Annotated in this window: 21 protein-coding genes and 1 tRNA gene; 15 read left to right on the top strand and 7 right to left on the bottom strand. The window is 54.4% G+C overall.

The genetic code is table 11. The features are described from left to right. The first annotated feature begins 111 nt into the window (after positions 1–111). From AQ1_RS04220 to AQ1_RS04185, 8 genes are all read left to right on the top strand, one after another. Complete coding sequence (locus AQ1_RS04220; protein ID WP_042084526.1) at positions 112–1,341, top strand: NupC/NupG family nucleoside CNT transporter; 1,230 nt, start codon at positions 112–114, stop codon at positions 1,339–1,341. Positions 1,342–1,350: 9 nt separating this feature from the next. Then, the gene (locus tag AQ1_RS04215) at positions 1,351–2,310 is read left to right on the top strand and encodes a nucleoside hydrolase (protein WP_042084523.1); all 960 of its coding nucleotides are present in this window, start codon (positions 1,351–1,353) and stop codon (positions 2,308–2,310) included. After that, entirely contained in the window at positions 2,303–3,196 is an 894-nt protein-coding gene (locus AQ1_RS04210; protein WP_042084650.1) for a ribokinase, read from the top strand. Before AQ1_RS04215 ends, AQ1_RS04210 begins: the two co-directional genes overlap by 8 nt. 52 nt (positions 3,197–3,248) lie before the next feature. Continuing rightward, complete coding sequence (locus AQ1_RS04205) at positions 3,249–3,956, top strand: TetR family transcriptional regulator C-terminal domain-containing protein (RefSeq protein ID WP_462686985.1); 708 nt, start codon at positions 3,249–3,251, stop codon at positions 3,954–3,956. A 72-nt stretch (positions 3,957–4,028) separates the two neighbouring features. After that, a complete protein-coding gene (gene queA / locus AQ1_RS04200) occupies positions 4,029–5,066 on the top strand; it encodes a tRNA preQ1(34) S-adenosylmethionine ribosyltransferase-isomerase QueA (RefSeq protein ID WP_042084520.1) in 1,038 nt (345 codons plus the stop codon). After that, on the top strand, positions 5,063–6,199 hold the full coding sequence (tgt, locus tag AQ1_RS04195) for a tRNA guanosine(34) transglycosylase Tgt (protein WP_042084518.1): 1,137 nt from the start codon (positions 5,063–5,065) through the stop codon (positions 6,197–6,199). The genes queA and tgt overlap by 4 nt, the downstream gene beginning before the upstream one ends. 28 nt (positions 6,200–6,227) lie before the next feature. Further along, positions 6,228–6,878 carry a glutathione S-transferase family protein gene (locus tag AQ1_RS04190; RefSeq protein WP_042084648.1) on the top strand — a complete coding sequence of 217 codons (651 nt, stop codon included), beginning with the start codon at positions 6,228–6,230 and terminating at the stop codon, positions 6,876–6,878. A 134-nt stretch (positions 6,879–7,012) separates the two neighbouring features. Further along, positions 7,013–7,088 (top strand) — tRNA-Lys (locus AQ1_RS04185). Positions 7,089–7,538: 450 nt separating this feature from the next. On the opposite strand, the gene AQ1_RS04180 is transcribed toward AQ1_RS04185, so the two are convergent. Then, entirely contained in the window at positions 7,539–9,716 is a 2,178-nt protein-coding gene (locus AQ1_RS04180; protein ID WP_081837062.1) for a DEAD/DEAH box helicase, read from the bottom strand. Between the two features lie 283 nt (positions 9,717–9,999). Between AQ1_RS04180 and AQ1_RS04175 the strand changes: the two genes are divergently transcribed. Both AQ1_RS04175 and AQ1_RS04170 read left to right on the top strand, forming a co-directional pair. Then, a complete protein-coding gene (locus AQ1_RS04175; RefSeq protein WP_042084645.1) occupies positions 10,000–11,235 on the top strand; it encodes an MFS transporter in 1,236 nt (411 codons plus the stop codon). Between the two features lie 46 nt (positions 11,236–11,281). After that, entirely contained in the window at positions 11,282–12,286 is a 1,005-nt protein-coding gene (locus AQ1_RS04170) for a glycerophosphodiester phosphodiesterase family protein (RefSeq protein ID WP_052370909.1), read from the top strand. 17 nt (positions 12,287–12,303) lie between these two features. Here AQ1_RS04170 and AQ1_RS04165 read toward each other — a convergent pair whose 3' ends face one another. Then, complete coding sequence (locus AQ1_RS04165) at positions 12,304–12,990, bottom strand: S24 family peptidase (RefSeq protein ID WP_462686981.1); 687 nt, start codon at positions 12,988–12,990, stop codon at positions 12,304–12,306. Positions 12,991–13,275: 285 nt separating this feature from the next. On the opposite strand from AQ1_RS04165, the gene gp17 reads away from it, so the two are divergent. After that, entirely contained in the window at positions 13,276–13,785 is a 510-nt protein-coding gene (gp17, locus tag AQ1_RS04160) for a tail completion protein gp17 (RefSeq protein ID WP_150006814.1), read from the top strand. Positions 13,786–13,879: 94 nt separating this feature from the next. Here gp17 and AQ1_RS04155 read toward each other — a convergent pair whose 3' ends face one another. Then, positions 13,880–14,182: a DUF4389 domain-containing protein gene (locus AQ1_RS04155; protein WP_042084516.1), complete on the bottom strand. Its 303-nt coding sequence runs from the start codon at positions 14,180–14,182 to the stop codon at positions 13,880–13,882. Between the two features lie 223 nt (positions 14,183–14,405). Here AQ1_RS04155 and AQ1_RS15065 point away from each other — a divergent pair, with 223 nt between their 5' ends. Continuing rightward, complete coding sequence (locus tag AQ1_RS15065) at positions 14,406–14,783, top strand: hypothetical protein (protein ID WP_152550383.1); 378 nt, start codon at positions 14,406–14,408, stop codon at positions 14,781–14,783. On the opposite strand, the gene AQ1_RS04145 is transcribed toward AQ1_RS15065, so the two are convergent. Then, positions 14,776–16,548 carry a sensor domain-containing protein gene (locus AQ1_RS04145; RefSeq protein WP_161760417.1) on the bottom strand — a complete coding sequence of 591 codons (1,773 nt, stop codon included), beginning with the start codon at positions 16,546–16,548 and terminating at the stop codon, positions 14,776–14,778. The two genes, AQ1_RS15065 and AQ1_RS04145, sit on opposite strands and share 8 nt — an antisense overlap. Before the next feature lie 200 nt (positions 16,549–16,748). Continuing rightward, positions 16,749–20,411: a vitamin B12-dependent ribonucleotide reductase gene (locus AQ1_RS04140; RefSeq protein ID WP_042084514.1), complete on the bottom strand. Its 3,663-nt coding sequence runs from the start codon at positions 20,409–20,411 to the stop codon at positions 16,749–16,751. 394 nt (positions 20,412–20,805) lie between these two features. Between AQ1_RS04140 and AQ1_RS04130 the strand changes: the two genes are divergently transcribed. From AQ1_RS04130 to AQ1_RS04120, 3 genes are all read left to right on the top strand, one after another. Next, on the top strand, positions 20,806–21,186 hold the full coding sequence (locus AQ1_RS04130; protein WP_042084512.1) for an NADH:ubiquinone oxidoreductase subunit NDUFA12: 381 nt from the start codon (positions 20,806–20,808) through the stop codon (positions 21,184–21,186). Positions 21,187–21,276: 90 nt separating this feature from the next. Further along, positions 21,277–21,738: an outer membrane lipid asymmetry maintenance protein MlaD gene (gene mlaD, locus AQ1_RS04125; protein ID WP_150006808.1), complete on the top strand. Its 462-nt coding sequence runs from the start codon at positions 21,277–21,279 to the stop codon at positions 21,736–21,738. Between the two features lie 16 nt (positions 21,739–21,754). Then, complete coding sequence (locus AQ1_RS04120) at positions 21,755–22,255, top strand: DUF2155 domain-containing protein (protein ID WP_462686968.1); 501 nt, start codon at positions 21,755–21,757, stop codon at positions 22,253–22,255. Here AQ1_RS04120 and aat read toward each other — a convergent pair. Next, positions 22,192–22,842, bottom strand: coding sequence for a leucyl/phenylalanyl-tRNA--protein transferase (gene aat, locus AQ1_RS04115; protein ID WP_042084509.1), 651 nt, complete (start codon positions 22,840–22,842; stop codon positions 22,192–22,194). The genes AQ1_RS04120 and aat overlap by 64 nt on opposite strands. Before the next feature lie 21 nt (positions 22,843–22,863). Then, positions 22,864–24,222, bottom strand: a complete 1,359-nt coding sequence (gene accC / locus AQ1_RS04110; protein WP_042084506.1) for an acetyl-CoA carboxylase biotin carboxylase subunit — start codon at positions 24,220–24,222, stop codon at positions 22,864–22,866. Positions 24,223–24,234 lie beyond the last annotated feature (12 nt).

The raw sequence follows: 24,234 nt of genomic DNA, 5'->3' as shown, positions 1-24,234 counted from the left end.
CTTCGTTGCAATGCCGGTAACCTACGCGTTTTTCCGGCCATCTGAACCAAGCTATAAAAGCCATCACCGCCGCGCCCGGCAGCAAAAGGGCGCCATAAAGGGAGAGAGATTTTGGGGAACTTTGTGAGCCTGATCGGGATCGCGGTGATTTTGTCGATTGCGATTGCCCTGTCCACCAATCGACGGGCGATCAATCCCCGAATCGTTCTCAGCGCCTTTGCCCTGCAAGCGGCGATTGCGGCCTTCGTTTTGTATTTTCCGGCTGGAAAGGCAATGATCGGCGGGCTTTCGGCCGGGGTGCAATCGATCCTCGATTTTTCCAATGTCGGCATCAATATGGTGTTTGGGGGCCTGGCCACTCAGGAAGGGCTGTTTAGCTTTGCGATCAATGTTTTGCCGATCATCATCTTTTTTTCTGCATTGATGTCGGTGCTTTATCATCTTCATATCATGCAATGGGTGGTGAAGATTCTGGGCACGATCCTGCATAAGCTGATCGGCACGCAAAATGTTGAATCCCTTAATGCCGCAGCGAATATGTTTGTGGGCCAAACCGAAGCGCCTTTGGTCATTCGCCCCTATCTGGGCAAGCTCACGGATGCACAGCTTTTCACGGTGATGGTGTCGGGTTTGGCGTCGGTTGCGGGCACGGTTCTGGCGGCCTATGCCCAGATGGGGATCAGGCTTGATTATCTGCTGGCGGCCAGCTTCATGGCGGCCCCCGGCGGCTTGCTGATGGCCAAGCTTTTGATGCCCGATGATGAAAAAAACGGGCAGGAACCGCATGAAATCGAACCCATCGCGGAAGCTGAGGAAAAACCCCATGCCAATGTGATTCTGGCAGCGGCCGTGGGGGCGCAGGATGGGGTGAAGCTGGCGGTGAATATCGGCGCCATGCTTTTGGCCTTTGTGGCGCTGATCGCCATGTTCAATGGCATTGTGGGGGGGGTCGGAGGCTGGTTCGGACTTGAGTCCCTCACCCTTGAAAAAATCCTCGGCTATTTGTTCGCGCCGGTGATGTATCTGCTGTCTATCCCCTGGTCGGAAGCGCAGATTGCCGGGGCGCTTTTTGGGGAAAAGCTGATCCTGAATGAATTCGTTGCCTTTTTGCATCTGGGGGAAATTCTGGGCGAGATCAGCCCCCGCACCGAAGCGGTGATCACATTTTCTCTGTGCGGATTTGCCAATGTCTCCTCGATTGCCATTCTGCTCGGCGGTTTGGGGAGCCTGATCCCGTCAAAACGCGATCTGATTGCCAAATATGGCCTGCGGGCGGTGGCGGCGGGTTCTCTTTCCAATCTGATGAGCGCGGCCATGGCCAGTATGCTGTTGCAATTCTAGGGGGGTTTTATGCTGAAGATGATCATCGATTGCGATCCCGGGCAGGATGATGCGGTTAATCTTCTGATGGCGATGGCCTCACGCGATGTGTTCGATATTCTGGGGATCACCACGGTTGCGGGAAATGTGCCCCTGGCGCTCACCCAGCGAAACTGCAGGATGATCTGTGATCTGGCGGGCTGTTTTAATATCGGGGTTTATGCGGGCTGTGATCGCCCGATCCTGCGTGATCTGGTTTCGGCGGAAATCGTTCATGGGCAAACGGGGATTGATGGTATCACGGTTTTTGAGCCGAAAACCCCTTTGCAATCGCGTCATGGCGTTGATTTCATCGTTGAAACCCTGCTGGCGGCAGAAGATGACAGCATCACTTTAGTGCCCACCGGGCCTTTGACCAATATCGCCATGGCCATGGCCCGGGCCCCCGCCATCATCGGGAAAATCCATCAGATCGTGATGATGGGCGGGGCCATGCGGGAAGGGGGTAATTTTTCCCCTTCGGCTGAGTTCAATATTCTGGTCGATCCCGAAGCCGCGCATATCGTGCTGGGATGCGGGCGGCCCGTGGTGATGGCCGGGCTGGATGTGAGCCATAAGCTTTTGGCGAGCCCCGATCGTTTGGCTGCGATTGCCGCCATGTCTGGCGCGGTGCCCGAAGCGGTTTATCATATGCTCAATTTTTTCAATCGTTTTGATACGGAAAAATATGGCACCGAGGGGGCCCCCCTCCATGATCCCTGCACCATTGCGTGGCTTTTGCAGCCCGCCTTATTCCAAAGAAAATTGTGCAATGTTTCGGTGGAAACAGCCTCGCCCCTGACTTTAGGCCATACGGCTGTGGATTTTTGGCATGTCACGGATAAACCAAAATCGGTGCACTGGCTTTATGATGTGGATGTGGAAGGCTTTTTTGACCTTTTAACGCGCAAGATCGCGTTTTTTGCCACAAGGGATGGATGCCATGGCTGAGCATAAGGGTTCGGTGGGGGGCATTTTTTTGAGCAAAAAACGGCTGGTGGTTTTGGGGTCGGTCAATCTTGATATCGTGGCCCATGCCCCGCATTTGCCGCGCCCGGGGGAAACGGTTTCCGGTGCCGCATTAAGCCGTTATCCCGGCGGCAAGGGGGCCAATCAGGCCCTTGCGGCCAAGCGGCTGGGGGCCGATGTTTCGCTATGCGCCCGCACCGGGCAGGATGCCGATGCCGATGCTGCCCTGGCGCTTTTAAAGGCCGATGGGGTCGATCTCAGCCAATGTCTTGCTTTGCCCAATGCCCAAACCGGGGTGGCCCTGATCATTGTGGATGAAAAGGGTGAAAACCAGATCACCGTAGCATCGGGGGCCAATCATTCTTTTCAAGCCGATCCGCTCCATCTGCCGCCCCATGATGCGCTTTTATGCCAATTGGAAGTGCCCATCGAGGTGATCAGACAAGCCTCAACCAAGGCTTCGGGGCTATTTTGCCTCAATGCCGCGCCGGTGAAGCCGGTACCGCCGGATATTTTGTCGCGGACCGATCTTTTGATCGTCAATGAAAGCGAGGCCGAGGCTTTAGAGGAAAATCTGCGCGATTATCACGGCATTTTGGCGATCACTCTGGGGGCGCGGGGGGCGATTTTGCAGCGGGATGGCGCGATCCTTGCCCGCGCGGCCCCGCCATCCGTAGAGGCGATTGATACCGTGGGGGCGGGCGATGCCTTTTGCGCGGCGCTGGTGATTGCCTTTTTAGAGGGTAAGGGCTATCAGGAAGCGGTGGAATTTGCCTGTAGGGTGGGGGCCTTTGCCACCACCCGCAAAGGGGCGCAACCAGCTATGCCTTATCGCGCAGATCTTGACAGTCTGTTCAATCTCCAATGATATGGGGGAATAAGAAATGGCCGTGATCAAGAAACGATAGGATCTCAGCTTTATGGGGAAGGGGGGCTTTGCCCCGAAATGCCATATGGAATACGCCGCCCGGATCAATAAAATCGGCCAGTTGAAAACGGATGATGGCCGAAAAACCCGTATTCAAACCCGGAATGAAAAGCGTATTCTTGATGCAGCACAAGAAGTGTTTGCGGCTTATGGCTTTCATGGGGCCACAATCGACAAAGTGGCGGAAAAAGCCGAGATGTCGAAGCCCAATCTGCATTATTATTTCAAACGCAAGCCTGATCTGTATATCGCCGTTTTGCGCCGCACCCTTGAAACATGGCTCGCACCCCTGAGCCATCTGGACCCCGAAGGCGATCCTGCAGCGGAATTGAGCAAATATATCCGCGAGAAAGTGGAAATGTCGCGCCGCTCGCCGATTTCATCGCGGGTTTTCGCCAATGAAATTTTGCAGGGTGCGCCTTTTTTGCAGGATTATCTGGAAAGCGATCTGCGCAATCTGGTGGAACGCAAAACAGCGGTGATCCGGGGCTGGATCGATGCGGGTCGGTTACGCCCGGTTGATCCCTATCATCTGCTATTTCTGATCTGGGCGGCGACCCAGCATTATGCCGATTTCCAGCCTCAGATCAAAGCCGTGATGGATACGCCGCGTTTGACCAAGGATTATTTCTCTGATGTGTCGGAAAGCCTGTGCCAGATCATTTTGCACGGCATTTTGCCCGATCCTGCCGGGCATTGATCATAGCGCTTATTGAAAAGAGGGCGAATAAGCATTGCAGCCCCTTTGCCTGCTGCATTAAAAGCCTGTGCCATGGATATTTCATTGTTCGATTTCAATCTGCCCAAAGAGCAGATCGCCCTGAGGCCTGCCAATCCGCGTGATAGCGCGCGCTTGCTGCGGGTGGATGATGCAGGCCTTTTTGATCATCGGGTGTTTGAGCTTGATCAATTGCTGCGGCCCGGTGATGTGCTGGTCAGCAATGATACAAGGGTGATCCCGGCGCGGCTTTTCGGGCGGAAAGGCGAGGCCAAGATCGAAGTCACCCTTCATCGTCGGTTGGATGATCAAAGCTGGATCGCCTTTGCGCGTCCGGCCAAAAAATGCAAAATCGGCGATCAGATCGATTTCGATGGCCTGATCGCCGAGGTGAAAGCCCGTGATGGGGCGGAAGTGACCTTGCATTTTCCTGTCGATGATCTGGATGCGGCCCTCGAACACCATGGGGTGATGCCCTTGCCCCCCTATATTGCGGCGCAGCGCCCGGTGGATGCCCGCGATCTGGATGATTATCAAACGATTTTTAATCGTAAGGCGGGGGCGGTGGCGGCCCCCACGGCAGGGCTGCATTTCACCCCCGGCCTTTTGGCGGCTTTGGAGGCACGCGGGGTTTTGGCGGAAACCCTGACCCTTCATGTGGGGGCCGGCACCTTTCTGCCGGTAAAGGTAGAGGATAGCGATGATCACAAGATGCATTCCGAATGGGGCGAAATCACCGCCGAAACGGCGCAAAGGCTGAATGCGGCGCGGGCTGCCGGGGGGCGCATCATTGCGGTGGGCACCACATCCTTGCGGCTTTTGGAAAGCGCTGCGGATAGGGCGGGGATCATCCATCCCTATTGTTCGGATACGGATATTTTCATCACCCCGGGCTATCGCTTCCGCGCGGTAGATGTATTGCTGACCAATTTTCATCTGCCCAAATCAACGCTGTTCATGCTGGTTTCGGCCTTCAGCGGGCTCGATCGTATGAAAGCCGCCTATGATCATGCCATCAGATCGGGTTATCGCTTTTATTCCTATGGCGATGCCTGCCTGCTTTTCCCCCAAACAATGAATGCGCCTCAATGACCCGTTTTTCTTTTGAACGCATCGCCCATGATGGCAAGGCGCGCCGGGGCACCATCCACATGCAGCGGGGTGAAATCCGCACCCCGGCCTTCATGCCGGTGGGAACGGCCGCCACAGTGAAGGCCATGCTGCCCGAAAATGTGCGCGCCACCGGCGCCGATATCATTTTGGGCAATACCTATCATCTGATGCTGCGCCCCGGAGCTGAGCGGATCGCGGCTTTGGGCGGATTGCATCACTTCATGAACTGGGATCGCCCGATCTTGACCGACTCAGGGGGGTTTCAGGTGATGTCGCTGGCGAAATTGCGCAAGCTCAGCGAAGAGGGCGTGGCCTTTCAATCCCATATCGATGGCAGCCGGCATCTGCTCAGCCCCGAGCGATCCATCGAAATTCAGCGTGATCTGGGTTCGGATATCGTGATGTGTTTTGATGAATGCACCCCTTATCCGGCGAGCCATGATGTGGCACAAAATTCGATGGAGCTTTCCATGCGCTGGGCCCGGCGTTCGCGCACGGCTTTTGATGGCCATGATGCGCAGGCACAGAATGCCGCGCTTTTTGGCATTCAGCAGGGCAGCATCTATGAAGATTTGCGGACGCAATCCTCAAAAGCGCTCATTGATATCGGCTTTGATGGCTATGCCGTGGGGGGCTTGGCCGTGGGCGAGGGGCAGGAGGCGATGTTTTCCACCCTTGATTTTTGCACCGATATGCTGCCCCAAAATAAGCCGCGCTATCTGATGGGGGTGGGGAAACCCGATGATATTGTGGGGGCTGTGCTGCGCGGTATCGATATGTTTGATTGCGTGATGCCCACCCGTTCGGGGCGCACCGCGCAGGCCTTTACATGGCGGGGGCCGATCAATCTGCGCAATGCCCGGCACAAGGATGATCCGCGCCCCCTTGATCCGGCGATCCAAAGCCCGGCAGCTCATTATTCGCGGGCCTATCTGCATCATCTGGTGCGCTGTGAAGAAATTTTGGCCCCGATGCTGATCACCTGGCATAATATTGCTTTCTACCAAGCCTTGATGCAGGCTTTGCGTGATGCCATCGAGGCCGGAAGATGCGCCGCCTTTGCCGCAGACTTTCTGGAAAATTATCGCCGGGGCGATATCGATCCATTATGATGATTTGCTTTGATAGGGGATGAGGGTGATGGCTGACCTGACATTGGTGATCGGCAATAAGAACTATTCAAGCTGGTCTTTGCGTCCCTGGCTTGCGATGAAGGCCAATGGGCTTGATTTCGATGAAAAGCTGATCGTTCTCGATACCGAGCATTTCAAGGATGAACTGGCGCGCTTTGGCGGTGCCGGGCGGGTGCCCTTGCTGGTGGATGGCGATCTGGTGATCTGGGATAGTTTGGCGATCTGCGATCATCTGGCCGAGCGTTTTCCCAAAGGTCGGCACTGGTGGCCACGGGCAGGCTTTTTGCGCGCTCATGCCCGCTCGGCGGTGGCGGAAATGCATTCCGGCTTTCCGGCTGTCAGGTCTGAAATGCCGATGAACCTGAAGCGCACGCCAAAAGCCATTGCTTTAAGCGATCAGGCGCAAAAGGAAGTGGCCCGAATTTCCACCCTTTGGCGCGATGCCCTCACCTTATCGGGCGGGCCCTTTCTCTATGGCGATTTCAGCATTGCCGATGCTTTTTTCGCTCCGGTGGCCACCCGGCTGCGGTCTTATGATGTGGCGGTGGAGCCATTGGTAGCCAGCTATATCAGCCATATTCATGATTGGCCTGATTTCCAGCTTTGGCTTAAGGATGCCGTGCAAGAAATCTGGGTGCATAAAAGCGATCAACTGTAAAAAAATCAGGCAAACGCATCTTTGTGCGACATTTTTTCATGAAGGTGCGTCAAAGGCTTGACCGGGGCGGCTCTGCCACTTATGGTCCGCCGCACTTCATCGGGGCGCAGCCTTCAAATTGCGCCGCTTCATGGGGGCCCATAGCTCAGCTGGTAGAGCAACTGACTTTTAATCAGTAGGTCACAGGTTCGAATCCTGTTGGGCTCACCAAGAAGAATGAACCAGCCAAAAAATCTCTCATCAGATTGCATATGATCCTGTGCCAGAGCCTTCTGGTGTGATTCTGGCCGCGATTCTGGCTTGGAATGCATTGCATAGGGCTGGAAAGGCCATGATGCGCCGTTACAGGATCATTGAGAGTGGGATTGATCAGGGCTGGGATCGCTCATGTCGCGATCCATCAGCTTCGGGTGAGACATAACATTTAGGCCGCGGCTGATTTCACGATGAACACCGTCTTGGCCCGATCCACAAATTGAAAAACCTACGCGGGCGTTTCCTCCCATGCGGATCACACGATCACAGATATATGGGTTTTTCTGATCTGTTTGCAATGCCAAAGAATCTGTGGGAGCAGATGCGAGCGGCGGGCATCAAGCCGAAATAGCATCGGCAAGAGGCATGATGTGGCCCCTTGCCGACATGGTAAATGTAACCCGATCAGCTTTTTTGCGGGCCTTTATAAGGGGCATTGCCCCCCGGACGGGCTTTTTTGAAGCCTTTGCTGGCGGCCTTGCGGGCGGCAACGGCCGGTCGTTTGCCGCCCGCCTTTTTGGACGGTTTGCCTGCTATCTTGCGCCCGGGCCTGCCATCCGTTGCCCCGAAATCCTTGTCAAAGGATTTGGTGAAGGGCCGTTTGGTCGCGAGCTCGCCCGGTCCATCGCCGGTCGCGCGATTGGGCATCCCACCCGATAAGCCGAGAGATTTGCGCGGCGCTTTCGGGGCGGGCGCGTCTTCTTTCGGACGCTCTGGTCTATAGTCGGATCTCGGCTCGGCCCGTTTCTCATAGCGCTTCTCGTAGGGCTTTTCAGGCCGCTTTTCATAAGATTTCTCAGAAGGCTTTTCAGAAGATTTTTCTGGGCGATCTTCAGCCCGCTTTTGAAAGCGTGGGGCAGGGTGATCAGCAGCCCGGCCCTCTGATCTGGCCGCAGGGCGGCTTTCCGGTCTTGCCGCAACGCGCCCTTCTGATCTTGCATTATTGCGCGGCCCGCGCGGCTTTCCGCCGCGTTCGCTGTCGCTGGGGGCGTCAATCTCGGTGATCGTGATACCTTTTTCGCTGATCCCTTTGGCTATGGCTTCCCGGAAGCGATCGGCGGCTTCGGCCGAAATTTCAAAGCGCGTATCCCGTTCCAATATACGGATCGCCCCCACATCCCCTTTGGTGACATGACCGGCGCGGCAGATCAAAGGCAGAATCCAGCGCGGGTCCGCATTATCCTTGCGCCCGGTGCTCAGCCGGAACCATGCCCCGGTCTTGAAGCTGCCCCGGTTGGCCCGGCTTTCAGCGCGCTCGGGCTCGGGCGATTGTTCAAGCAATTCTTCGGGCGCGGGAAAGCGGGCTTTTTGCATCCGCAGATAGGCCGCAGCCACTTTTTCAGCCCCGTGCATTTCCAGAAGTTCGGTGACCAGATCCATTTCGCTTTCATCGGGTGCAGCGGCAAGGGTCGGATCATGCAACATCCGTTCATGATCACGGGCAATGATATCATTGGCCGAGGGCGGCGGACCCCATTGGGCATCGACCTTAGCCGACATCAGCAATCGTTCAGCGGCGCGGCGACGATTATAGGCAAAGATCAGGGCACAGGCACCCTTGCGCCCGGCGCGGCCGGTGCGCCCCGAACGATGGAGAAAGGTATCGGCGGCCTTTGGCAGATCGGCATGGATCACCAGATCAAGGCTGGGCAGATCGATCCCGCGCGCCGCCACATCGGTGGCGATGCACAGCCGCGCCCGGCCATCGCGCATGGATTGCAGGGCATGGCTGCGCTCTCTTTGGCTCAATTCTCCCGAAAGGGTGACGACCGAAAGGCCGCGATTGGCCAGCCGCGCCGATAAATGGCTGACTTCGGCGCGCGTGGAGCAGAAAATCAAAGTGCTGGGCGCATCATGATAACGCAAAAGATTGATGATCGCATTTTCCCGGTCATTGGGGGCCACGGGATGGGCAAAATAGCTGATATCGCTATGCTGCTTTTTCTCGCCCGCCGTGGAAATGCGGATGGCATCACGCTGATATTGCTTGGCCAGCGCGGCAATGGGCTTTGGCACAGTGGCTGAAAACATCAAGGTGCGGCGTGATCGCGGGGCGGCATCGAGAATGAATTCCAGATCGTCGCGGAAACCCATATCGAGCATTTCGTCGGCTTCATCAAGCACGACAGCACGGATTTGCGACAGATCCAATGAGCCCCGTTCGATATGATCGCGCAGGCGGCCCGGCGTGCCCACGATGATATGCGGCCCTTTTTCAAGGCCGCGCCGTTCGCTGCGAATATCCATGCCGCCCACACAAGATAGGGTCACGCCGCCCGCCGGGGCATAAAGCCAATCCAATTCGCGGGAAACCTGCTGGGCCAATTCCCGCGTGGGGGCCACGATCAGGGCCATGGGCGCTAAAACCATGGCGGGCAGGCGTTCGGCCTCACCCAATAAGGTGGGGGCAATGGCGAGGCCAAAGGCAATGGTTTTGCCCGAACCCGTTTGCGCTGAAACCAGAAGATCCTGGCCATCGCGCGCAATGGTCAGAACCTGTTCCTGAACCGGCGTGAGATCGGTATAGCCTCGCTTTTCCAGCGCGCTCAAAAGCGCCGGGGCAATCATATCGTTCAGTGTCATCAAGGCGTGCTTTCAGAGATTGATAAACCCTTCCCAAACTGCTTATCAAACACGACAAGCGCAGGCGATCATCATGATCACATGCCGGAAGGACGGCATTGGGCCGCTTTGCGCCCTTTCATACGCCCCTTGAGGCAGCGAGAAAAGCAGAAAGTCATCTTCTTGTCTTTAATCAAATGAAAGGCGGGTTTTAAGCCTTGCCTCTCTTGCCTAATTCATTTGTGAGGGGCATGGTGCAATGCATCATTATCACGGCCCCGGGCCATTGGATATTCTGCCTGCCATGACGTATCTGAGGTTTATCAAAAATCACCCCCGCCGTTTGCTGATGGGCTTTAGCCTCACCCTTTTTGCCTCTTTCGGGCAAACCTATTTCATTGCTTTGTTCAGTGGTGAACTGCGCGAGGCCTTTGATTTGTCGGTATCCGGTTTTGGCTCGGTTTATTCCATGGCAACATTGCTCAGCGGTTTTTCCGTGCTCTATTTTGGTGGTTTGATTGATCGTTTTGCGCTGCCCCTTTATCTTTTTGTGATCGTTTCGGTTTTGGCGCTTGCCAGCCTTGCATTAGCCTTGCTGCCTTTTCAATCGGTTGCGTTTTTATTCGTCATCATCTTTTTATTCCGCCTGTGCGGGCAGGGGCTGATGGGCCATGCCGCATCCACCAGCATGGCGCGCGATTTCATTGAAAACCGGGGTAAAGCGATTTCCTTTGCCTCGATGGGCCATGCTGCGGGGGAGGCGCTTTTTCCCATTCTGGCGGTGGCGATCATGGCCAGTTTTGGCTGGCATATGACCTGGCTCAGCATCGCGATTCTTTTGTTTTTATATCTGCCGGTGCTGGTTTGGCTGGCCAGTACCCGCAAAAGCGCTGGGGCAAAGCCCGATGAGTCGGTGGCGACTAGCGATCTCGGCACAAGCTGGACGCGGGGTGAAGCCATCCGGGATCGGGCTTTTTATCTGCTTTTGGTGGCGATGATTGCCCCACCTTTCATCAATACCGGCGTTTTCTTTCTGCAAATTCCGCTGATCGAGGCGAAAGGCTGGAGCCTGCCGCTTTTTGCTGCGGCCTTCAGCCTTTATGCCCTCACCACCGTTTTCGGTATTCTGCTGGCGGGCAGATTAGTGGATCGCACCAGTGCTTTTGATGTGCTGGTTTATGCCATGCTGCCTTATGGATTGGGGCTGTTTGTGATTGCCCTATCCGATCATATGAGTGTGATTTATATCTTCATGGCCATGGCCGGCTTGACCACGGGCCTGTTTTATCCCTGTGCCACTGCCGTGTGGGCAGAGCTTTATGGCCTGGGGCATCTGGGCTCCATTCGGGCGCTGACCAGCAGCCTGATGGTTTTTTCCACCTCTTTGTCGCCAGCTTTAATGGGGTTTTTGCTCGATCTCGGGATAAGCTTTTCTGTGCTGTTTTTGGGATGCGCCTTATGGGCACTGATCAGTGTTCCCGCTGTTTTAAAAGCACGGCAGATCAATCGCGAAAGACATCGGATAGAGTTGGGATCATAGTTGGATTGCACCCGGTTTCCTGATCGGGGCATAAGGAGAGAGACGCATGTTCAGGCTTATTTTCATGGGGATTTTTCTGATGAGCGCATCGCCCGCTTTATCCTGGCCCTATCCCACCTTATCGGGGGAACGCCCGGTCGTCATCGCCCATCGCGGCGCTTCGGGCTATGTGCCTGAACATACGCTGGAAGGCTATAAGCTGGCGATGGAGATGGGGGCCGATTTCATCGAGCCGGATCTGGTTTTGACCAAAGATGGCATCCTCATTGCCCGCCATGATTATTATCTTTCTGGCTCCACCGATATTGCCGATCACCCCGAATTTGCCAACCGGCGAAAAACCCTTGATGGCCGTGCGGATTGGTATGTCGAGGATTTTACCTTGGCCGAGATCAAGACCTTGCGGGCGCGACAGGCTTTTCCGGGGCGATCAAAGGCATTTGATGATCGGTTTGAAATCCCCACCTTTGATGAAATCCTCGCCCTTGTGGCTGATCATGAAGCGGCGGGGGGCAAGCAGATCGGGGTTTATCCTGAAACCAAACACCCGGAGCATTTCAAATCCATCGGCCTTGATTTCATTGCGCCCCTTCTGCAAAGCCTGAAACGGCACGGCTATGTGGATGAAAGCGCGCCGGTGTTCATCCAATCCTTTGAGCCGGGCATTTTGCGCGATTTGAAAAACCAAAGCACCCTGCGCCGGATCATGCTGGTGTTCCCGAAATCCGAGATCGTCCCGCAAGCCGATAGCCTGACACCGTCTGTTTCTTTGGCCCAAGCCGCGGACTTTGCCCATGGGGTGGGGCCATCCAAGGCTTTGCTGATCGATGCTGATGGCAAGGATACAGGCTTTGTGCAGCGCGCCCATCAATTGGGGCTGTTGGTCCATCCATGGACCCTGCGCGATGATCAGCTTTTGCCCCTTTTTGAAAACCCGGCGCAGGAATATGAAGCGATTTTGGGGCTGGGGGTGGATGGGTTTTTTACCGATTTTGCCAATCGCGGGGTTTTGATGCGGGGATTATTGGGGCTGGAAAAAGCACAGCCCTGAAGGGGTGGGCAGACGATTTATAGCCTGCGCCCAACCCATACCACCCGGCCCAGAATATCGGTGCGGCGGGGATCGCAATCGGGCCAGCTTTCATAAAGCGGATTATCGCTTTTGATGGTCAGCCGGCCGGTGATGGGATTGACCGAGACCCGCTTCACCTGAAGCGCATCTTCAAGCCGCAGCACATAAATGGCATCGCGATGGGGCTGCCGCTCATCCTGATCCACCAGAATATCATCGCCATCGGCCAAGGTGGGATACATCGAATCCCCCTTCACCGACAGTACCGACAGGCGATCATGGGGGGTTGGGGTGAGGGTTTTGAGATGAGCAGCCTGAAAAGGCACTTCGCCATTGGATAATTCCTGATCCACCAAAGACCCATGCCCGGCGCTGGCCCGCACATCATAGCGGCGGACGAAAATCAGATTTGAGGGCTCGGCCTCGAAAAATCCGAGAGGGTGATCGCGACCTTCACGCGGTCCCCCCAATTCATATTCCGCAACATTGAAATGATCGGCGATTTTGCGGCGATCAGCTTCCTGCAATCGCCGGGGTTGGCCGCGCCGGATATATTGCTGGATATAGGAATGATTGCGCCCGATCAGCGCCGAAACCGAGGCATAGCTTTCCCCCGGTGCCTGAGAGATCAGGGCATCCAGCCTTTGTCGTGCGGTGAGGTCTTCATAATCATCATTCATCATGGGGGCAGCCTATTCGCTTGTTCTTGTCTTGGCAATAGGAAAAATCCTTTTTCATAACGGATTATTCCTCTTTTTTATATGATCCATAAATTTGTCAGAGCCCGTGGCGGCTTTTGGTCATCGTTGGTATTGTCATTTAATCACGTAGGGTAATTATAATAACTTATTGTAATAAATACATTTATTAATTACTCAAAGCAGAATGTTACCACAGGAATAAGGCCATCCCACTTAACAACTTAAGGCTGTATGGCGTATTTATTGCAAATTGAATAATCCAAAAGCTTGACAACTAACAGAATAAATGTACCAATATGGATAAATCCAGATAGTGGATTTCCGCCGATGCGACACTGCATCGGCTTTTTTTATGTGCATAAGCAAGGAGCAGGCTGGATGAAAGCGGACGCATCATGGGGACTCCACCGTGCATTGGTGAAAGCATTGGAGGGGGATCAGAAGATTAAAGCTGTGGCGGATATCAAAGGTCCGGATAGGGGCGCGACAAAGCCAGCCACGATCACAATGGGGGCGGGAACATCTCATGCTTGGCATTCCGCCACATTTGACGGAGAAGAACACAGGCTGATTTTAGAGCTTAAGGCGGATGAACAGCAGCTATCAATACGGGCGCTGGCGGCTTTGGTGATTGAAAGACTGCATGATGCAGATTTTCCCATTCCGGGACATGCTCTGATCGAATTGCAATTTGAATGTTCGGAAACTTATGCCGCCGATAAAAACGGGATCACCAGCTGCCGCATGTTTTTCAAGGCGCTGACCGTGAGCGACTGAAGACGAATAAGCCTATGAAACGGGAGGCTATAGTACCTCTCGTCATGGCTGGCTTTTCATGCCTTATTCTGCCCTTATTCTGGACTGAAGGGTTTTAACCTTGAGATTGATCGTTATCAGCCTCGGACTTCGTGGGTAAATCGCTGAAAGGAAAAGGCAGGTCAGTGGCCTTTGTGTCGCCGCCAAGATAGCCCAGGATTTGGGACAGATAGGCATTGAGATGCTGCATCAGATTTGAAAGCGGCTGATTTTTCTCACCTCTGATGATGATGACCCCATATTGCACGGCGGCCAGAACCCAAGCCAGAACCAGCAGAATATAGGATATGAACCCAAAAGAGAGCACGGCCAAAGCCCGCCACAGCCAATCGAGATGAAAGGTCTTTTCATGATCCATTGGAGGCTGGCTGTGTCTTTGCTCGTCATTTTGGGGGCTATCTGCGGCCGCAGGGCCATGATTGGCTGCCCCATCATTGGCTGTCTGAGGATTGGCTGTCTGAGGATTGGCGGTTTTTGGCGGGCTTTGGGTTTGAACTGCTGCGGTTTTCGGAGCCGCTTTTGCAGCAGATGCCGATTTTGCTGCGGGTTTCTTTGTTGTGGTGGAGCGGGACGCCGGCTTTTTGGCCGTTTTCGCCTTGGTGGATGGTTTGGCCCTTGAGCTTGCAGATTTGGCCGGACGTGTCGGGCTCGTCGTTTTTTTCGCGGGCGAAGCGGGGGCTGACGCCGTTTCTTTAGCTTGTGCCGTCGGTGTTGGTTTGTCAGATGTCTCAGATGTTTTTGGGGTGGAGTCGGAGGCGGAGGCGGAGGCGGGCTTTGGCGCGTTGGGATCTTCTGTCGTTGAAGAAAGATCTTTGGGGTTTTGGTCCTGGGCCACGGCACATCTCCTTGAGATTATCTGCGGTCAACTCAAGGTCCATTATGTCGGTCATCATGGCCAGGGTTCAAGCCCTTGCCGCACCAAACTGTTATCTATTGCCAAATTGGTTTCTATTATTTGAATTGCTTTCGCAAATGGGCTGTTGCGTCATCCTTGGGCAGGGGGCGTGAAAACAGATAGCCCTGGCCATAGCGGCACCCCAAAGAGCGCATCATCACGTGCTGTTCGCTGGTTTCTATGCCTTCGGCAACCACCGACATGCGCAGGGTATCGGCCAGCATAGTGATGATGCGAATGATTTTCGATGATTGTTCATCGCGATCAACCTGACCCACAAAGGATTGGTCGATCTTGATACAATCGATAGGAAAGCTATTGAGATAATTGAGCGATGAATAACCCGTGCCAAAATCATCCAAAGCAAGGGTGGGGCCGAGTTCCTTGATTTCATGAAGGCAACGGGCTGTGAATTCAGGATTGGCCACAAGGGCGCTTTCGGTGATTTCAAGGCGCAGATTTCGGCCTTCAATACCTGATTGCGCCAAGCAATGCGCCACGGTGCGGGAAATATCATCCTCCAAAAGCTGCACCGCAGACATATTCACATTGACATAGATATTCTGCGTATTTTTGATGCTTTTTTGCCAGGCGGCCAATTGCTGGCAGGCTTCCATCATGGCCCATCGGCCCAAAGGCAGGATAAGCCCACTCTCTTCGGCCATCGGAATGAACCGAGCCGGAGACACAGGGCCGTGGATGGGATGATGCCAGCGGGTGAGGGCTTCAAAAGCGATGCTATTGCCATTTTCCAGATCGATGATCGGCTGATAATGGAGTTCCAGATCGCCATTTTCGATGGCATGACGCAGATCTGTTTCAAGCTGGATCTGGCCGGTCCGAACGGCATTGGTTTCAGCGGCAAAAACAATGGTTTTAGACGGACCGCGTTTTTTCGCCCGGTGCATGGAAACATCGGCATCCCGGATCATATCTTCGGCATGTTTATGGCTGATTTCGCTGGTGGTTATCCCGATGCCGACTGACATATAAGCATCGACACCGGCAATTTTGCGCGGAGCCGCCATCATCTCGTGAATGCGTTTGGCAAGGCCGGTTGCATCATCAAGGCTTTGAATATCGTCGATGAGAATGGCAAATTCATCGCCATTAAAGCGCGCCAAAAGATCAGAATTGCGCAGGCAGGCCCTAAGGGAATCGGCGATTTCAATCAGAAATGCATCGCCAGCAGGATGGCCAAAGCCTTCATTGATCAGCTGAAAGCGATCCACATTAAGCATGAGCACGGCACAAGAACGGCCTTCCTCATTTTTACAACGCGCCACTTCATCTTCAAGACGATTGAGAAAGTGGCTGCGATTGGGCAGGCCAGTGAGATGATCATGCAAGGCATGATGAAGTAGATTGGCTTGTGCCCTTTTTTCCGTGGTTTTGTCGGTGAGGGTGCATAAAATTCTGGGCTTAGCCACACCACTTTGATCCAAAGGGGTGATATTGCAGCTATAGGTTTTGGTGCTATCGATTGACTCGATCTGCCATTCATATTGAACGGGTCGCTGAAGGCGCAGGGCGCGATGAAATTCACTCAAAAGCGGTTCGCCAAATTCCAGAACCGGAATATCATCAAGAGTCATCGATTTTGCCAGCGCCGCAGACCCGGGATCGGCCTGGTTCACAAGGTTTGAATCGATCAGGATCAAATTCTGCGCGCTTTTATTGGCGGTCAGGATGAGGCAGCCATGGTCGGTATCGATCTCGCAAACCAGAACCCCGAGGTTCAGATGATCGAGAAGGGCGAGTGGATCGATCTCTTTGGCTTCTGCCGTTTTCAGGCGGTCGCTTTCGATCCCCAGCATATGTCCATCCATTATTTGCAGATCCCGTTTTCTGGGCTGGCCCTCAAATATTTTCTTCATGAGGCGAGCGGGGATCAGCTTCCACCTTCGCCCCTAAAGATTTCTTAAAGATAGGACTTAATTTTTCCCAAATCAGATCAAAAAAAAGAGAGACCCGAAGATCTCTCCTTGTTTTGTTTCAGATTGAAACAATTAGGGTTCTGTCCCTAAACTTAGGAACAGCCGCTGGTGCCGCCACAGGTATTACATTTCAGGCAGGTGCCATTGCGCACGAGGGTGAAATTGCCACATTCCCCGCAGGCATCGCCCTCATAGCCCTTCATCCGGGCTTCGGCGCGGCGACTATAGGTTGTTGTTTCCGTTTTCACTTCTCTTGAAATGTCTTCCGTTACCGCCATCAGCCCCACAGATGAAGGCTGCGTTGGGCTTTTGGCCGGAGCTGTGCTGCTGTTTTGGGTATTCAGCACATAAAGATTGGAGCGCACATAGCCGTTCGATGCCAGCCCCAGCACTTTATCAAGGGCTTCGGAAGCCTGATAGGCAGCCAAAGTGCCAGCTTCAGGCAGCTTTTCATTGATGCCATCGCCCAAGGTATCATGGCGCATATCATCAGGCTCCACATGGGCCAGATCGTTACGGCCAAGATAGGAAACGGCCAGTTCGCGGAAGATATAATCAAGGATCGACGTTGACATCTTGATGGCATCATTGCCTTCCACGCGGCCGAAAGGCTCGAATCGCGTGAAGGTAAAGGCATCGACAAATTCTTCCAAAGGCACGCCATATTGCAGGCCAATGGAAATAGCGATGGCAAAATTATTCATCAAAGACCGGAAGGCCGCCCCTTCCTTATGCATATCGATGAAAATTTCGCCAACTTCGCCATCATCATATTCGCCGGTACGCAAATAAACCTTATGGCCGCCCACAACGGCTTTTTGGGTATAGCCCTTGCGGCGATGCGGAAGCTTGCGGCGGGTTTTTGGCGCTTCGCGCTCAATAATCCGCTCCACGATGCGTTCCGCCACTTTATGCGCCTTTTCACCCAAGGGCACCTGATCATCGAGCAGATCTTCCAGATCCTCTTCATTGAGGAGGGAGCCCGACAAAGGCTGGGACAATTTCGAGCCATCGCGATAAAGGGCATTGGCTTTGAGGCCCAAAGACCAGCTCAGCTCATAAGCCCGCTTACAATCTTCGACCGAAGCCAGATTGGGCATATTGATGGTTTTGGAAATCGCGCCAGAAACAAAAGGCTGGGCCACGGCCATCATGCGGATATGGCTTTCCCACGATAAGGAACGCTTGCCGATCCGTCCGCAGGGGCTTGCACAATCGAAAACCGGCAGATGTTCCTTGCGCAGATGCGGGGCGCCTTCAAGGGTCATGGCGCCGCAAACATAAAGATTGCACTCATCCACTTCCGCCCGGCTGAAGCCCAGCTCGCGGAGCATATCAAAGCTGATATCGGCAAGCTGTGCATCGCTGAAGCCCAGCACGTCCTTGCAAAAAGCATCACCCAAAGTCCAGCGATTGAAAACAAAGCGGATATCAAAACAGCTTTTCAGCCCTTCTTCGATGGCATCGATCTGCACCTGCGCGAAATGCCGCTCTTTCAGGCGATCATGATTGATATGCGGGGCCTGAGCGAGGGTGCCATGGCCCACCGCATAATTGATGATATCGCGGACTTCATCCGCTTCATAACCCAGAACATCAAGCGCTTGCGGCACGATCCGGTTGATGATCTTGAAATAGCCACCACCCGCCAGTTTTTTGAATTTGACGAGGGCAAAATCCGGCTCGATTCCGGTGGTATCGCAATCCATCACCAGCCCGATGGTGCCGGTGGGGGCGATCACTGTTGATTGGGCATTGCGATAGCCGTGCATTTCGCCCAGTTCCAGCGCCCGATCCCAGGCCGCCCCGGCGGCCACCGCCAAAGCCTGATCCTGACAACATTCGATGTCCAAAGGCACCGGGCGCGTTTTCAGCCCTTCATAGCCATCATCTTCGCCCCAGGCCGCCCGCCGATGATTGCGGATCACCCGCAGCATATGATCGGCATTATCCGCATAGCCGGGGAAGGGGCCAAGCTCAGACGCGATTTCCGCCGAAGTGGCGTAAGATGTGCCGGTCATCAGGGCGGTGATGGCACCGCATAAGGCGCGGCCTTCATCGCTGTCATAAGGCAGGCCCAATGACATCAAAAGCCCGCCGATATTGGCATAGCCCAGCCCAAGGGTGCGATAGCGATAGCTCAGTTCGGCGATTTTTTCCGAGGGAAATTGAGCCATCAGCACCGAGATTTCGAGCACCAATGTCCACATGCGAACGGCATGTTCAAAATTCTCGACATCGAAATCGCCGCCTTCGAGACGGAATTGCATGAGATTGAGCGATGCCAGATTGCACGCCGTATCATCAAGGAACATATATTCCGAACAAGGATTGGACGCCCGGATATCCCCCGATGCGGGGCAGGTGTGCCAATCATTGATCGTGCTGTGAAATTGAATGCCGGGATCAGCGCAAGACCATGCGGCATAGGCCACCTGATCCCATAATTCGGCGGCATTGAGGGTTTTAGCCACCGATCCATCGGTGCGTTTGATCAGATCCCAATCGCTGCCCGCTTTCACGGCGCGCATGAAGGCATCGGTAACACGGATGGAATTATTGGAATTCTGGCCCGATACGGTCACATAGGCTTCGGAATCCCAATCGGTGTTATAGGTGTGGAAATCAAGGCGGCGATAGCCCTGGCGCGCAAACTGAATCACCCGCTGCACATAGTTTTCCGGGATCATGGCCTTGCGACTGGCGAGAATTTCGCGCTTCAGGTCCTGATTTTTCCTGGGCTCGAAGGCTTCATCGCTTAAGGCATCGCGGGCCGCATGGCAGGCCTCGATGATCCGGTTGAGATGCATCTCGCATAATTTGGAGCCGGAAACAAGGGCCGCAACCTTTTGTTCTTCAATCACTTTCCAGCTTATGAAGGCTTCGATATCAGGGTGATCGGCATCCACCACCACCATTTTCGCAGCCCGGCGGGTGGTGCCGCCCGATTTGATCGCTCCTGCGGCCCGATCACCGATTTTCAAAAAGCTCATCAAACCTGAAGATTGGCCGCCGCCCGAAAGCGATTCTTTTTCGCCGCGAATATGGGAAAAATTCGATCCGGTCCCGGAACCATATTTGAAAAGCCTGGCTTCCCGCGTCCATAAATCCATGATGCCGCCTTCATTGACGAGATCATCAGACACGCTTTGGATGAAGCAGGCATGGGGCTGGGGATGCTCATAAGCACTTTTAGAGCGCACCAGCGTTTCGGTTTCGGGGTCGATATAAAAATGGCCCTGGCTGGGGCCATCGATTCCATAGGCCCAATGCAGACCGGTATTGAACCACTGCGGGGAATTGGGGGCGGCCATCTGGCGGGCAAGCATCAGGCGCATTTCATCATAGAAAACCCGCGCATCGTCCTCGGCGTGGAAATAGCCGCCTTTCCAGCCCCAATAGGTCCAGGCGCCGGCCATCCGGTCGAAAACCTGGCGGGCACTGGTTTCTGCGCCATAGCGCTTGTCTTTGGGCAGAGCCTTGAGGGCCTCTTCATCCGCCACACGACGCCATAGCCATGAGGGGACGCCATTTTCTTCGACCGGCTTTAAAACCGCCGGAATACCGGCCTTGCGGAAATATTTCTGCGCAATGATGTCGGTGGCCACCTGCGACCATGCCGCGGGCACATCCACCGCATTCATCTGAAAAACGATGGTCCCATCGGGATTGCGAATCTCACTCACGGCCTGACGAAATATGAGCCCATCATAAGGTGATTGCCCATCTTTCGTGAATCGACGCTCAAAACGCATGTCTTCCCCCTGGCCTTATTGTAACGTTTATAAAATCTGTGCTTTTGGTCCTGTCCGACATGCAAAAACATGCGGCTATCAGCAAGCCGATGACCATAGATATGGGCATGTCCATCCAAGCAGACACCAAGTTTAGTCTGAATCATGGGAGTCGCAAGCGATCTTTCTACAATTGTTTTATTGACAGGGGGGGCCTGGAAGTCCCCCATTTTGCCGACTCCCAAACTCACTCGCGCAGCTTTGATCGCCATTCATGAGGAATGGGATTATGCTGCATGACAATGGATGATCTAGCGCTGGACCTTTTGGCCTGAACTTGCCATAGTCCCGGCGTTTTTCGGGTCGATGCTTTGCAGCCGATCCATAGCGATGACACAAGGGACGAGATCGCAAGATGACTGTGTTTCAAAAGCTATTCACCTGGTGGAATGGGGCAACCATCGGCACCGCGCTTTTTACCGCCCGCAAAGGCGAGCGTGTGGGCGAGGATCAGGATGGCAATATCTATTATAAGGCGCGGCAAGGGGATCGCCGCTGGGTCATTTATAAAGGTGAGGTCGAAGCCTCGCGCGTGCCGCCGGAATGGCACCGCTGGCTGCACCGCACCACCAATGATCTGCCCGATCAAAGCCACTATGTGCCAAAGCCCTGGGAAAAGCCCCATCGTCCCAATCTCACGGGTTCGGATGCGGCTTATGCGCCCCCGGGCAGCCTGAAAAAAACCACCGGGCGCGACCGGGCCACGGGCGATTATGAGCCTTGGCGGCCCAATTGAAGGCGGCCCAATTGATAATTAATGCGAGAATGAAACAGACTATGGTTCTTTTGGCGGTTGTTTCGGCTGAATTTGGGATGGGAGACTGGCGTGGGTGGTAATCTCGTTGAATCCATGATTGGGGCTGTGGTTCTGGCGGTTGCCGGGGCGTTTTTATATATCGCCTATACCACAACGAATGTGGGCAGTGCCTCGGGCTATGAATTGCAGGCCCGTTTTGATCGGGTGGGCGGCTTATCCCTCGGGGCGGATGTGCGGATTTCCGGGATTAAGATCGGCACCGTGACCGGGCAGCGCCTTGATCCTCAGAGCTATCAGGCCGTGGTGCGCTTCACGGTTGATAAATCCCTTGAAATTTCGACCGACAGCTTTGCCAAAATCACCTCTGATGGGCTTTTGGGTGATACCTATGTTGAATTGCAGCCGGGCGGGCTTGATGAATATCTGTCTGACGGTGAAGAAGTCTATGATACCCAAGGGCCGATTGATCTGTTTGGCCTGATTTCCAAGGCGGTCTATAGTGGCGATCCGGCAAGCAGCAGCGAGGAATAAAGGGCTTGGCCGGCTGATGATGAGAGGCCGCATCTTGCCCTTATCCCTTGCGGTTGGCTTCTTTTTAGCCCTTGTGTTTTCGGGTGCTTTGTTGATCCCGCCATTATCGGCGCAGGCCATAATGGGGCAGGGCGCGATAGGGCAAAGCAATCAGCCTTTATCTGGACAGGATAGAGATCAGCCAGAGGACGGCGTGAAAACCATTACCATTGCCCGCGCCATGGATAAGGTTACCGCGCGCATCACCGAGCTTGAGCTCCCTGAAGATGAGCCGGTGGAATTTGGCAGCCTGATCATCACATCCCGCCATTGCCAATCCCGACCACCTGAAGAACAGCCGGAAACCTTTGCTTTTCTGGAAATCGATGAAATGATCGACGACAACAGGAATCGTCTGTTTACCGGATGGATGATGGCCTCAAGCCCCGGCCTTCATGCGCTCGAGCATCCGGTTTATGATGTGTGGGTGATGGCGTGCAAAACCCTTTCCCCCGACAATCCTTCCGGCAGTGAATAAAAATCCCCTTGAACGCGCAAGGCTGATTTCAAAAGCTCATGATAGGCATCCCGGTTGATTTCCCGGGCCCCGAATTGTTGCAGATGCTCGGTTACAAATTGGGTATCAAGCAATTGATAGCCGCCATATTTGAGCCGGGCAACCAGATGCACCATGGCCACTTTGCTGGCATCGGTCACCCGGTGAAACATGCTTTCGCCAAAAAAGGCCCCCGCCAGATCCACCCCATAAAGCCCGCCAACCAACTGGCCATCCTGCCAGCATTCCACACTATGGGCGGCGCCCATTTCATGAAGGCGGCAATAATGGGCAAGGATCTGCTCATTGATCCAGGTATCGGCCCGATCAGGGGCCGGGCTGGCGCAGCCGATCATCACATCGCGAAAGGCGGTATTGATCCGCACATCAAACAGATCCTTGCGCACCACCCGTTTCAGGCTGCGCGATATATGAAAGGATGAGAGCGGCAATATCCCGCGATTTTCAGGATCAACCCAGAAAATATCGCTGGCTGTCTGGCTTTCTGCCATAGGGAAAAGCCCGCAGGCATAAGCGCGTAGCAATAATTCCGGGGTTAGCCGCGCCATGGGTTTATCATCCGATGCCTTTTATGAAAGCCCCTGATCCGCCCGTGATTTCAGAAATTTTTCCAGCCAGTGGATATTATAGTCTCCACTTTGAAAATCCGGATTATCAACCAGCAATTTATGCAGCGGGATCGATGTTTTAACCCCGGCGATCACATATTCCTCAAGGGCGCGGCGCAGGCGCATCAGGCAATCTTCACGATTTTCACCGCGCACAATCAGCTTGGCGATCAGGCTATCATAATAAGGGGGGATGCGATAACCCGCATAAAGGGCCGAATCCACCCGAACATCCAAACCGCCAGGGGCATGATAATCGGTAACGGTGCCGGGGGAAGGTGCAAAATTGGCGGGGTCCTCGGCATTGATCCGGCATTCGATGGCATGGCCGCGCAGGGTGATGTCGCCTTGGGCAAAGCGCAGATCTTCGCCCGCTGCCACCCGGATCTGTTCGCGGACCAGATCGATCCCGGTGACCATTTCCGTGACCGGATGTTCGACCTGTAGGCGCGTATTCATTTCGATGAAAAAGAATTCGCCATCTTCATAGAGAAATTCGATGGTCCCGGCACCGCGATATTTGATATCCGCAAGGGCTTTGGCGCAGCGCTCTCCAATGGCATTTCTTTGGGCAAGGCTGATCACGGGCGAGGGGGATTCTTCGAGAATTTTTTGATGACGGCGCTGCAAGGAACAATCGCGTTCGCCTAAATGCAGCACATGCCCGCGCCCATCGCCTAAAACCTGAATTTCGATATGGCGCGGATGGCCGAGATATTTTTCGATATAAACCGCATCATCGCCAAAAGCCGCCCGGGCTTCGGTGCGCGCAGCGGTCAGGGCACCCGATAAAGCTGATCGTGATTGGGCGACCTTCATCCCGCGTCCGCCACCGCCTGCAGCGGCCTTGACGATCACCGGATAGCCGATGCTATCGGAAATTTTAAAGGCGGTTTCATCATCGGTGATGCCCCCATCCGAGCCGGGAACCACAGGAACGCCCAGGCGCTTCATGGTATCTTTGGCGGCGATCTTGTCGCCCATGGTGCGGATATGCTCGGCGGTGGGGCCGATGAAGGTGAGATTATGCTCTTCAACGATATCGGCAAAACGGGCATTTTCCGATAAAAATCCATAGCCCGGATGAATGGCTTCCGCCCCCGTGATCTCGGCGGCGGCGATGATGGCCGGAATATTGAGATAGCTATCCGTTGAGGATGGCGGGCCGATACACACGGATTCGTCGGCCAGGCGCACATGCATGGCGCTGGCATCAGCGGTGGAATGAATGGCCACCGTTTTGATGCCCATTTCCTGACAGGCGCGATGGATGCGAAGGGCGATTTCGCCGCGATTGGCGATCAGAATTTTTTGGAACATTGCAAATGCCAC

It is taken from the genome of Iodidimonas nitroreducens (assembly GCA_000710935.1).
Classification (GTDB): Bacteria; Pseudomonadota; Alphaproteobacteria; order Sphingomonadales; family Rhodothalassiaceae; genus Iodidimonas; species Iodidimonas nitroreducens.
Note: the sequence above shows the minus strand (reverse complement) of the source record. Positions and strands in the feature narration are given on the sequence as shown.